10 protein-coding genes and 1 pseudogene are annotated in these 11240 nt (G+C 69.1%); 7 read left to right on the top strand and 4 right to left on the bottom strand.

The genetic code is table 11. From position 1 onward, the window contains the following. Positions 1–32 precede the first annotated feature (32 nt). The 3 genes from ID574_RS53970 (at position 33) to ID574_RS53965 (ending at position 3105) form a co-directional block, all read left to right on the top strand. A complete protein-coding gene (locus tag ID574_RS53970) occupies positions 33–1178 on the top strand; it encodes a serine hydrolase domain-containing protein (protein ID WP_188196879.1) in 1146 nt (381 codons plus the stop codon). Between the two features lie 81 nt (positions 1179–1259). Then, positions 1260–2060 carry a DUF4097 family beta strand repeat-containing protein gene (locus ID574_RS61195; RefSeq protein ID WP_223168050.1) on the top strand — a complete coding sequence of 267 codons (801 nt, stop codon included), beginning with the start codon at positions 1260–1262 and terminating at the stop codon, positions 2058–2060. After that, positions 1975–3105: a serine hydrolase domain-containing protein gene (locus tag ID574_RS53965; protein ID WP_223168062.1), complete on the top strand. Its 1131-nt coding sequence runs from the start codon at positions 1975–1977 to the stop codon at positions 3103–3105. The genes ID574_RS61195 and ID574_RS53965 overlap by 86 nt, the downstream gene beginning before the upstream one ends. A 350-nt stretch (positions 3106–3455) precedes the next feature. Here ID574_RS53965 and ID574_RS53960 read toward each other — a convergent pair whose 3' ends face one another. The 3 genes and pseudogenes from ID574_RS53960 to ID574_RS53950 all read right to left on the bottom strand — a co-directional run bounded on the left by ID574_RS53960 (position 3456) and on the right by ID574_RS53950 (position 6528). Continuing rightward, positions 3456–3653, bottom strand: a complete 198-nt coding sequence (locus tag ID574_RS53960; protein ID WP_442939452.1) for a hypothetical protein — start codon at positions 3651–3653, stop codon at positions 3456–3458. 154 nt (positions 3654–3807) lie between these two features. After that, a pseudogene (locus ID574_RS61190) lies at positions 3808–4236 on the bottom strand (DUF4158 domain-containing protein); the annotation flags it as partial. Positions 4237–4353: 117 nt separating this feature from the next. Further along, positions 4354–6528 (bottom strand): glycoside hydrolase family 2 TIM barrel-domain containing protein, encoded by a 2175-nt coding sequence (locus ID574_RS53950; protein WP_262496176.1) that lies wholly within the window; start codon positions 6526–6528, stop codon positions 4354–4356. Here ID574_RS53950 and ID574_RS53945 point away from each other — a divergent pair. The 4 genes from ID574_RS53945 (at position 6469) to ID574_RS53930 (ending at position 10133) form a co-directional block, all read left to right on the top strand. Beyond that, on the top strand, positions 6469–7980 hold the full coding sequence (locus ID574_RS53945) for a glycoside hydrolase family 2 protein (RefSeq protein ID WP_223168048.1): 1512 nt from the start codon (positions 6469–6471) through the stop codon (positions 7978–7980). The genes ID574_RS53950 and ID574_RS53945 overlap by 60 nt on opposite strands. Before the next feature lie 254 nt (positions 7981–8234). Beyond that, positions 8235–8444: a hypothetical protein gene (locus ID574_RS53940; protein WP_188196875.1), complete on the top strand. Its 210-nt coding sequence runs from the start codon at positions 8235–8237 to the stop codon at positions 8442–8444. A gap of 68 nt (positions 8445–8512) precedes the next feature. Beyond that, positions 8513–8659, top strand: coding sequence for a twin-arginine translocation signal domain-containing protein (locus tag ID574_RS63265; RefSeq protein ID WP_188196874.1), 147 nt, complete (start codon positions 8513–8515; stop codon positions 8657–8659). 553 nt (positions 8660–9212) lie between these two features. Beyond that, entirely contained in the window at positions 9213–10133 is a 921-nt protein-coding gene (locus ID574_RS53930) for a cyclase family protein (RefSeq protein WP_223168047.1), read from the top strand. Between the two features lie 161 nt (positions 10134–10294). On the opposite strand, the gene ID574_RS53925 is transcribed toward ID574_RS53930, so the two are convergent. Beyond that, positions 10295–11230, bottom strand: a complete 936-nt coding sequence (locus ID574_RS53925) for a LysR family transcriptional regulator (RefSeq protein WP_188196873.1) — start codon at positions 11228–11230, stop codon at positions 10295–10297. Positions 11231–11240 lie beyond the last annotated feature (10 nt).

Genomic DNA, 11240 nt, shown 5'->3' with positions numbered 1-11240 from the left:
CGTACGGAAGGAAACGTCCGAAAGGCAGTGCAATGGCAGCCCACGAGAACGTGCAGCAGGTGCTCGACTGGTCGGTGGCCGAGGTCGGCATTCCCGGCATCGTCGCCGAGGTCAAGGAGGGCGACCGCACCTGGTTCGGCACCGCTGGCGTGGCCGACATCAAGACCGGCTCCCCGCGCGTGCCGGGCGAGTACTTTCACGCCGGCAGCAGCGGCAAGGCTTTCACGTCCGCGACGCTTCTGGCCCTGGAGGCCGAGGCCAGCCTCAGCCTCGACGACACGGTCAACGCCCACCTGCCCGGCGTGCTGGACGCAGGCGGCTACGACGGCGACAAGATCACCATCAGGCACCTGCTCAGCAACACCAGCGGCTTGTTCGCCACCGGCTTGGCCCCGGAGGTCAGCCACCGCTACGCCACCCGCTCCGGGTTCGACCGGCATCGCTTCGACACCTTCAGCACCGAGGAACTGCTGCGGGTGGCGGTGTCCCAGCCGCCGGTCGGTGCGCCCGGCGAACGCTTCGAGTACGCCAACGGCGGCTTCTACATCGCCGGCGCGATCATCGAGAAGGTCACCGGCAACAGCTACGCCGACGAGGTCGACCGCCGGGTCGTCCAGCCGCTCGGCCTGACCCACACCCGCGTGCGCCCCACCACCGAGACCGGTTACCCCAGTCCGCACCCGCGAGGCTACTCCCACCAGTTCCTCAAGGACGGCGCCGACCCGGCCGCGGTCACCCCGGAGAACTGGGAATCGCTGATGGAGGAGCCCGGCCTGCCGCCGCTGGACGTCACCGAGCTCAACTCCTCCCTGGGCTACGCGGCCGGCAACGTCGTCTCCACTACGACGGACATGATCCGCTTCTTCAACGCGATGACCACCGGCAGCCTGCTGCCGCCCGCACAGCACCGGCAGATGTGGACCACGGTCTCCACCGAGGGCGGCTACTGGATGCCGCACGCCCGCTACGGCCTGGGCATGTTCGAGTTCGACGAGCAGGCGACCGGCGGCCGGACGCTGCGCGGCGTCGGCGGCAGCTTCTGGGGCTCCTATTTCTTCGCGGTCGGCACTCCCGATGGCCGGCACACCGTCGCCGTGCACACCAACACCGAGTGGAGGTCCTGGGACCCCATGTTCAAAGTCATCGAAGCGGAGTTCGGCGTTTCCATCGGTGCGTAAGCACGCCGCCCGCCACCGACCCCCGCTGAAAGTAAACCACCAATGGATACCTTTGACACACCGGAGCCGATCGTCGCCGCCTTGTCATTCACCGCGGCCGACATCCGCATCAGCGCGACCCAGCGCACCGACACCACCGTCGAGGTACGGCCGGCCGACCCGGCCGACGCCACCGACGTCGCAGCCGCCGAACGCGCCCGCGTCACCTACGCAGGCGGCCGCCTGACGGTCAAGGACCGCTCGAGCATCCGATCCCTTCCCGGACGCGTCGCTGTGACGGTCGAGCTGCCCAGCGGCTCGGCGCTCGACATCAGCCTCCGCGACGGGCTCCTGAACGGCCAGGGCCGCCTGGGCGAGGTACGGGCCCACGTCTCCCGTGGCCACATCCACCTCGCCCGCACCGGCGAGTCGCGCCTGAGCACCGACGACGGCGACATCACCGTGGCCACGTCCGGGGGCCCGGCTGCCCTCACCACCGCCCACGGCCAAATCAAGGTCGGCGAGAGTATCGGCGCCACCGTGATCGGCAACGGCGCCGGGAACGTCACGGTGGACCGGGCAGAAGACGGCCTGCGCGTGACCGTCGAGCAAGGCGCCGTCAAGGTCGGCGCGATGGCGCGCGGGCGCGCCGATCTGGACGTCGCCCACGTCACCCAGGGCGACATCCTGCTCCACCGTGTCACCAGCTGGCTTACGTATTCCGCTACACCAACACTCCATCTGTATGAATGGCGATCGACCCATGACCAAGATCCTCCGCACCACCACCGCCTGCCTGCTCGCCGCCGCAGTCGCCGTGACCGTAAGCGCGTCGTCGGCGGCGGCCGGCGACCACGCCGACCGCCGCACCGACGACCACGCCCGGCTCCAGCGGGTGCTTGACCGAGCCGTGGCCGACGGCATGCCTGGCGCCATGGCTGAAGTCCGTGACGGCCGCAGGTCATGGTTCGGTACGGCAGGCGTGGCCGACACCGACACCGGCCTCAAGCGCCGCCGGCAGGAGTACTTCCGGGCCGGCAGCACCACCAAGACGTTCGTCGCGGTCGTGGTGTTGAAGCTGGTGGCCGAGGGCCGGCTGAGCCTGGACGACACCGTGGACAAGTGGTTGCCTGGCGTGGTGAAGGGCAACGGCCACGACGGCAGCAAGATCACCATCAGGCAACTGCTCAACCAGACCAGCGGCATCTTCTCCTACACCTCGGATGCGGACCTGGCGTCCGAACAGTGGAGCACCGCCTTCCTCAAGGCCCGTTTCAACAGCTACCGTCCCGAGCAACTGGTGAAGACAGCCATGCGTAACCCGCCCTCCTTCGCGCCTGGCAAGGGGTGGGGTTACTCCAACACCAACTTCACGCTCGCCGGAATGATCACCGAGAAGGTCACCGGCAGGTCCTACGCCGAAGAGATCAACCGGCGCATCATCCGCCCGCTCGGCCTGCGGAAGACGTACCTGCCGGGCGAAGACACGAAGCTGCGCAAGCCGCACGCACGGCACTACGTCAAGTTCCTGGTCGGCGAGGACACCACAACCCCCTACGACCTCACTGACATGAACCCCTCCTGGGCCGGGTCAGCCGGCAGCATCGTCTCGACCATGAATGACCTGCACACCTTCTATCGGGCAGTGCTGAACGGCCGTTTGCTGCCGCCCGCGCTGCAAAAGGAGATGTTCACCACCGTCTCCACCAAGGGCGCGCAGTGGATCGACAACACCGCCTACGGGCTCGGAATCTTCTCCCAGAAGCTGTCCTGCGGCGTGACGGTCTGGGGCAACGGTGGCAGGCTCCACGGCTCCTGGACCTATGCGATGGGCACCCGAGACGGCAGGCACATGGTCGTCACCAACATCAACGGCGACTGGGGCAACCCGATCAGCATCCTCACCAAGGAAATGGAAGCCGAGATGTGCCCGCCGAGATCACGGTGACCGCTCAATAGCACCGGCTCATCCGGCCTCACGAGCACGAGGCCGGATGAGCTCGCGCACCGCATGCGGCTCGGCGGACACCTTCCCGGCCATGCCGAACCTGGAGCGCGCCGGCAGCAGCCAGGCTGTGAGTCCCGGTGGTCAATGGCCAGGAAATTCCGGCGCGGTCCGGCGCGGCGGGCGGCGTCCTGGTTGGGATGCTCCGGCGCGCCGGCGACGAACCGCTGGTTGCCCTCCAGCAGCATCGCCAAGGCATCATCGGGCGTTAGCGTCAGCATGTCGGTCATGACCGCACGCTACCGGGACTGCTGAACCGGCTCCGCGCAGACGCCCCACCAGCGCCTCGGAGATCACGCGGCCAGTTCGACGTCGGTGAAGTCGACCTCTTTCAGCAGGGGGTCGAACGGATCCGGCCGATGGCGCAGCTCGTCGGTGGCGTACGCGCCGAAGCGGCTGATGTGGGCCCGCAGGTAGGGCGCGATCTGGCCGAGCTGGTCGGCGGTCATCTGCCAGCCCTCGGCAACCAGCTGCCGCACGATGTCGGAGATGTCCAGGGCGTTGTGGAAGACGACCAGGTTGGCCAGCAGCGTGTTGAACTTGCAGGATCGTGGCGATAATGGCGGCGTTCACCTCGGCGCGGATGCTGGTGGCCAGGTCCTCCAGCGTCGTGTACCCGAGCAGCTCCAGCCGACGCCGGAGCAACTCCTCGATCGCCACGTTGATCAGGTCCGCCGGATTGTTCTTGGCCTGCGCCGCCTTCCGGATCGCCACCGCGGCGATCCCCCGGGCCCGGCCCGCGTCGTACTTCACGCCCTGACGCTGGCGCACCAGCTTGCGATGCGCCTTCGCGCTCGGGGACGACCCATGGTTCGGCCAGACGTCCTCGGCCAACTCCAGACAGCGCCGAACGTGGTCGATCACCACCTCGGGAATCTCATCCGGGGACGGGAAACGCGCCATCTTCTGAAAACACTTCAACGCCAGCACCAGCGCGAAACACGACTCCGGGCTGCCGGTGCGCTGTTCGGCCCAGGCCACCTCCTCCGACGACGGCGTGAAGAACACATGCAGCACCCGCGCCGAAGTCAGCCACTTGAACTGCGGATAGGCGGTCCGCTCGATCCACGTCATCCCAGGCCGTCCCTCGCCTCGATCCCGGCGTCCAGACCCCGGAAACCGTAGCGATGATCAACCCTGCCGAACGGCCGTGTTCATCAAGCCGCAACCAAACCCAAGCGGAGGGTCACATCACCCGACAAACGAACCCTCTGAGCAGCACCTCAACACCCCACTATCCCTTTCTCCCGTACTTGGTCTGCCACCCACCTGGGCGAGGCGGACCAGGAGTGAGCAGACGTGGGGGTACAGGCGGTGGGCCGGCCATGCGTCGGGGCCGCATGACGCCGAGCCGAGCCCGTAGTGGGCGATGTCGAGGTTGAGCCAGAGTCTTCCGTCCGGCACCAGGTCGGTGGTGTGCCGGGCGGCATCCAGCGCTTCGCTGGTCCAGGGTCGCAAGGTCACGTTGACGCCGGAGGGTGCGGTGATGCGCAGCCGCTCGCCCGTCTGCCAGGAGATCTCCGCGAATCGGACGGCGCTGCGGTTGCCGTTCTCCTGCGGGCAGACGTAGGGGGTCTGCAGCTCGGCCACCGTGGCGCGGTGACGGCCGAGACGGGCCGCCAGCCGGCTGTCGCGATAGTTCTCGCCCGGGCCGAGGCCGTACCAGTCGAGCGTTGCGTCACCGCCCGGCAACCCGATGCGGACACCCAGGCGCGGCACGGTGCCCCGCTTCACGCGGCTGGAGTCGTGGAGGAGGGCGGCGAGATCGGTGTCGAACCGGCCGACCGGATGCAGGTGAACGCGCAGCTCGATCTCGCCGTCCGGGCACGCGGACCAGATCATCCGCCTCCGAATCCCGGCTTCCCGCCCGGCGGCCATGCTCACCGTCTCGACGACGAGCTCGTCATCGATTGACCGCACCTGCACGGTACGATGCTCCAGCCGGTCCAGGCCGAGCTCGCGCCAGGCCTTCGCCTGTCCTGGCCACCCCAGGTCGTTGTCGGTGGGCGCCCGCCATAGATCGGGTGTGGGGACCACCACGGGAAGGCCGCCGAGCCTGGCGAGTCGCCCGTTGACGTCGAACACGGCGTCCCCGAGGCGGTATCCGTTCGGGGACACTGCGACCCGAACGGTCTCAGCGCGGCCGTTCTCCTGCCGCCGGGCTTCGGCCAGCACCCGCTGGGCGAAGGCGATCTCGTGGCCGGCGGCCACGCCATCGCGGTCCTTGGCCTGCAGGGCGCGGACGGTGAGGACGACCTCGCCCGAGGCACGGCCTGCCAGTCCGGCGAGGGCATCGTCGAGCCGCACCCGGGCCGTGCGGCGCGGCGGGACGGGAGGGACTTCGACGGTACCGCCGCCCAGCTCGGTGCCGTCCTCTTCGAGCAGCCACTCGAAGGCCAGGCCGGAGGTGTCGATGTGATCGAACCTGCTCCGGACGGTCAGCGTGATCCCGTCGCCGTCGTCGATGGACAGGATCACCGGCGCGATCGCGGCCTTGTACTCCAGCAATCCGGGGGACGGGGCCCGGTCGGGGAAGACGAGGCCGTCGGCGATGAAGTTGCCGTCGTGAACGACCTCGCCGAAGTCGCCCCCGTAGGCGTAGAACGACTGCCCGGCGTTGGGCCCCTCGGCCGCGCGCTGCAGGATGCCGTGGTCGATCCACTCCCAGACGAATCCACCGTGCAGTCTCGGGTACCGGTCGAACAGCTCCTCGTACTCCGCCAGACCGCCGGGGCGGTTGCCCATGGCGTGGGCGTACTCGCAGAGGATCACGGGCAGAGCACGGCGGTGGGCGTCGGCCCCGGGGTCCACCGTGCGCTCGTCGGCGCCCATGCCGATGAGTGCGAGCTCGTCCAGGTCCACATACATCCGGCTGTAGACGTCGACGTAGGAGCTGTCGTAGTCGCCTTCGTAGTGAATGAGCCGGCTGGCGTCGCGGTGGCGGGCCCATTCGGCCATCGCCCGCAGGTTGTCGCCGACGCCGCACTCGTTGCCCATCGACCACATGATCACGGATGGGTGGTTGTTGTCACGCTCGACCATGCGCTCGACCCGGTCCAGGAAGGCAGACCGCCACCGTGGGTCGGCGGACGGGTTGCGATCCCAGCCGACCTGACCGAATCCATGGGTCTCGAGATCGCATTCGTCGATCACCCACAGGCCGTACTCGTCACACAGGTCGAGGAAGCGGCTGTCCGGCGGGTAGTGACTGGTCCGCACCGCGTTGATGTTGTGCTGCTTCATCAGGAGCACATCGGCCCGCATGGTGTCGAGGTCCAGAGTGCGGCCTGTCTCCGGATGCCACTCATGCCGGTTGACGCCGCGGAAGCGCACCGGCGCACCGTTGACGGTGATGAGCCCGTCCACGACGCGAACCGTTCGGAACCCTATGCGGAGCTCGACGGATTCCCCCTCGCTCCTGAGCATCCCGGTATCGACCTGACCGCCGAGATCCGCCTGGCCGTGGAGCCGGTCCTGCGCTTGAGCCGGAGCGTGTCGGTGCGGGCCGGAGCCACGAGCACGTGCCGCAAGGAGTTCACCCTGCCCCGGGCGCGGCTGTGGCATCCCGACACGCCGCGCCTCTACACGCTGGAGCAGCGCCTGGTCCAGGAGGAGCGCTACCTGGACGAGGCCGTCACCACCTTCGGGGTGCGCACCGTCGAGTTCACCGCCGACAAGGGCTTCTTCCTCAACGGTGAGCACCTGCCGATCCACGGCGCCAACGTGCACCAGGACCGCGCCGGGTGGTGCGACGCGACGACCCACAGCGGCATCCGCCGCGACGTGGCCCTGATCCGCGAGAGTGGCATGAACTTCGTCCGCGGCGCGCACTACCCCCACCACGATCAGTTCGCCGCCGAGTGCGACCGCCAGGGCGTGCTGTTCTGGTCAGAGCTGTGCTTCTGGGGCATCGGCGGGCAGAACGCCGAAGGGTTCTGGAACGCCAGCGCCTACCCGCCGCACGAGGCCGACCGCGCGGAGTTCGAGGACAGCTGCCTTCGCGCGATGACGGAGATGATCCGCGTCAACCGCAATCACCCCAGCATCGTCGCGTGGAGCACCGGCAACGAGGTGTTCTTCAGCGACGACGAGGTGATCCCGCAGGCCAAGGAGCTGACCCGGCGCCTGGTCGAGCTCGTCCACGACCTCGACCCCACCCGGCCGGCCGCGGTGGGCGGCGCGCAGCGTCGCGGTTTCGACGAGCTCGGCGATGTGGCCGGCTACAACGGCGACGGGGCGTCGCTCTATCACAAGCCGCCGTGGCCCAGCCTGGTCTCCGAGTACGGCAGCGTCATCGAGGGCCGCCCCGGCACGTACGGCCCGCGGTACGCCCACGGCGTCGACACTCCGCACGCCTGGCGGTCGGGCATCGCCCTCTGGTGCGGCATCCACCACGGCAGCATCGTGCCCGACATGGGCCGCATGGGGTTCATCGACTACTTCCGCCTTCCGCTGCGGTCCTGGTACTGGTACCGCCGCGAGCTTCGGGGCGTCGAACCGCCCCCGTGGCCGCTGCCGGGCACCGCGACCGCCCTGCGGTTGAGCGCGGATCGCATGACGATCGCCACCGACGGCACCGACGACACCCAGGTCATGGTGGAACTGGTCGACGAGTCGGGCCACGTCGTCGCCGACGAGCGCCCGGTCCGCATCGAGGTCGTCGGGGTGGCGGTATCTTTCCCACCGGAACGTCGATCACGCTGTCCCCCGGCAACCGCGGCCTGTTCGACGGGGTCGGCGCGATCGAGTTCCGCTCCTACTTCGCCGGCCCGAACACGCTGCGGGCCAGCGCGGACGGCCTGGCACCGGCGGAGCTGACCATCGAGGCCGTCGGCGGGGAACGATGGCGTGGCCGGCCTCGCCGCCTGTCCCCCGGTCCGCCCTCGCTCTCGTACCTCCCCTCCTCCGACGCCCCGCGCCTGCTGTCGGCCAAGCGGCCCGTCTTCAGCAGCGGCTCGACCGCCGACCGTCCAGCGCACCTGGTCACCGACTACTCCACCGGCGAGGGCTGGGTCAGCGCCACGAACCAGCCGGGCGCCTGGATCCGCGTCGACCTCGAGGGCCTGTGGCGGGTGGACACCGTCACAGTGCTTCTCGGCGAGCCGGACGCCGTGCCGTACCGGCTGGAGGTCTCCGACGGCCAGGCCGCCGAGGAGGTGGCCACCGGCACCACCGACCGCCGGATGTCGTTCGACCTGCGAGGCCGCGCCCTGCGCGCGGTGAAGCTCGTGTTCCCAGAGGCCCCGGCCGAGATCAAGGAGGTGCGAGTCCACGGTCGCTGACCATCCCGCCATCGTTTCGTATCTCGCTGGTTCCTAGAACCCCTGAAGCACCGAGGGAGTAATTCCGCATGTCCATGAACTTGGAAAGGACGAACCGTCGCGGCTTCCTGAAGACAGCAGGTGGGCTCGCTGCCGCCGGCGCAGCGGGCGCGCTCGGGCTCCGTGCTGGCGCGCGGGTCGCAAAGTCGTACACGGCGCAGCAGCGGCGCTCGTAGGTGGCGCCGTAGAAGCCGAAGTACGAGGTTCCCGCTGATCAGCGGGCCGCCGCTCTCCCCTCTGCCGGACGCGGCCCGCGCCGTAATCCGTTCGAATTCACCGGAGGCGAGGGACACCGTCACCCGCGCTGAATGGCCCTAGAAAGCGATCAGTCCAGGCACCGCCATGCCGATGTGGCTTGGGAATGGCGGCGCCCTCAGCGGCAGCAGTGTCCGGCGGCATCGGGGTCGTCTTCACGTGGCTGGCAGGCACTCAAGGCCGCGCGCACGCTGAGTGGATGGCGGACACCCGCGAGACCACTGACCAGACGAAACGTCAAAACTGAGCAGCGTGAGGCGTACCGCGCGATGCTTCTTCACATCCACGTTGCCCAACTCATGCACCACCTCCGTGGACGCAACCGGCCCGCTGATCTAGTACCGTGCCAGCTCAGCGGACCTTGGCATGTCGAAGGAGAGGGCGGGATACCCTGCCTTCGGTGCCTCGAACCGCGTGACCGGAGGAGTCGATGCTGGGATGACGGCAGGGCGACCGATGCCCACACAGGACGACGTGCTCGGGTACTTCGACACGCTGTCGAACTGGGGACGGTGGGGCGACGACGACGAGCTCGGCACTCTGAACCACATCACCGACGACGTCCGGCTGGCGGCGGCGCGGGCCGTGCGCCACGGCAGGAGCGTGTCGTGCGCATGGGAGGTTGCCGTACCGGAAGACATGGAGCGGTCGACGACGACGTGCCCGTGCGCCGCCGACATGCCGGGTGCCGAGAACATGCCGGTGCCCGGATTCCGCAACGACCGGCGCTGGGGCTTTTCGTCCGAGCGGCTCGGCATCACGTTCCACGGCAACACCCTCACCCACGTCGACTCGCCGTGCCACATCTTCTGGGACGGCACGATGTACAACGGGCGGTCGCACTCGCTGGTCGACGCCGCAACGGGATCGGCGTGGGCATCCGTCACGGCGGCGGCGAACGGGATCATCACGCGTGGTGTCCTGCTGGACATTGCGAGGGTCCGCGGTGTGCCGTGGCTGGAACCGGGGCAGGGTGTGTTCCCCGACGATCTCGAGGAGGCCGAGCGTCGCCAGGGTGTGCGGGTGCGATCCGGCGATGCGGTACTCCTGCGGACCGGCTATGGGCGCGTCCGGCACGAGACCGGTGAGGCCAGCGGTTTCACGCAGGCCGGCTGGCACGCGTCCTGCCTGCCGTGGCTGCATGAACGGGAGGTCGCGCTGATCGGCGCTGACACCCCCCAGGACGTTCAGCCATCGGGGTACGAAGACGTGTTGATGCCGGTTCACGCCGTGAGCCTCGTCGCCATGGGTCTGTGGATGCTCGACAACTGCGACCTGGAGGCGTGCGCGACGACGGCTGCCGAGCTCGGCCAGTGGGACTTCCACCTCGCAGTCGCGCCGGTCCGCTTCGCCGGTACGTCCGGCAGCCCAGTCAACCCGATCGCCACATTCTGACCGCGGTTCACGAGGGGGTGCGGCGCCATGAAGGACCCGGCCCGCACCTGGAACGCGGTCATGGTCGGTGAGGGCACGCCGTGCTGGTCGGGAACCAGGCGGCGGAGGAGGCGGAGACCGCCGCCCCCCTGATCGGCACCGTGGTGATCGTGCTGGAAGACCTACGAATCCGGCCTCTTCACCCCCGGCTCCCACGACTGACCCGTCTTTGGAGAGGGCGTCTCCCCCAACTGGAGGGCGTCGGTGGTGGTGCGCAGGGCGGTGATGAAGGCGGTCGTGGCGGGCGGGTCCGGTGGTTCGCCGAACGTGGCGAGGTAGATGCGGCGCCGGAACTCGGTCAGTTCGCTGGCGACGACCCCGTCCGCGTGGTGCGAGCGCAGCGCGAGGCCGGGCATGGTGGTGACCCCGAGCCCGGCGGCGACGAACGCCTGCTCGACGACGATGTCGTCGCTGCTGTAGGTGATGCGCGGGCTGAACCCGGCGGCTTCGCAGAACTGGAGCAGTTCACCACGGCAGTTCTCGCAGCCCGCGATCCACGCCGAGTCCCGGTGGTCGGCGAGCGTCTGGCCAGGGTGCCGGCTGAGCAGGTACATCGGGTCGTCGAGGAGGTAGGAGTAGCGGATGCCGTCGTCCGGCACGGTGTCGTCGTAGCGGTGCACGATGGCCAGGTCGGCCGAGCCGTCGCGCAGCCGCCGCTGGGCCACGGTGGGGTGGGCGTCGGCCAGGTGCAGCTCGATGTTCGGGTACGACTGCGACAGCGCCATGGCCGCGGGCGGGACCAGGACGCTCAGGGCCGAGCTGAAGGCCGCGAGGCGGACCCGTCCGGTCTGCAGCCCGAGTTGGGCGGCCAGTTCGGCGCCGGCCGCGTCGACCCGGCCGACGATCTCCGCCGCGCGGCGGGCGAGCAGCTCCCCTTCAGGGGTGAGCCGGATGCCACGCCCCACGCGCTGGATCAGCTTGGCTCCGGTCGCCGCCTCCAGCCGGGCCAGATGATGGCTGATCGAGGGCTGCGAGTAGTGCAAGGCCTTGGCCGCTTCGGTGACCGAGCCGTGGGCGGCGACCGCCGCCAGGACGCGAAGCCGGACGATATCGAGCATTCATCAACCC

The organism is Nonomuraea sp. SYSU D8015 (genome assembly GCF_008065375.1).
Lineage (GTDB): Bacteria > Actinomycetota > Actinomycetes > Streptosporangiales > Streptosporangiaceae > Nonomuraea.
This window is presented reverse-complemented; position numbering and strand designations above follow the sequence as displayed.

Excerpts from the sequence above, each read along its gene's own strand:
- ID574_RS53970 (WP_188196879.1), top strand. The coding sequence starts at position 33 with ATGGCAGCCCACGAGAACGTGCAGCAGGTGCTCGACTGGTCGGTGGCC.
- ID574_RS53945 (WP_223168048.1), top strand. The coding sequence starts at position 6,469 with ATGCCGGTTGACGCCGCGGAAGCGCACCGGCGCACCGTTGACGGTGAT.
- ID574_RS63265 (WP_188196874.1), top strand. The coding sequence starts at position 8,513 with ATGTCCATGAACTTGGAAAGGACGAACCGTCGCGGCTTCCTGAAGACA.
- ID574_RS53925 (WP_188196873.1), bottom strand. The coding sequence starts at position 11,230 with ATGCTCGATATCGTCCGGCTTCGCGTCCTGGCGGCGGTCGCCGCCCAC.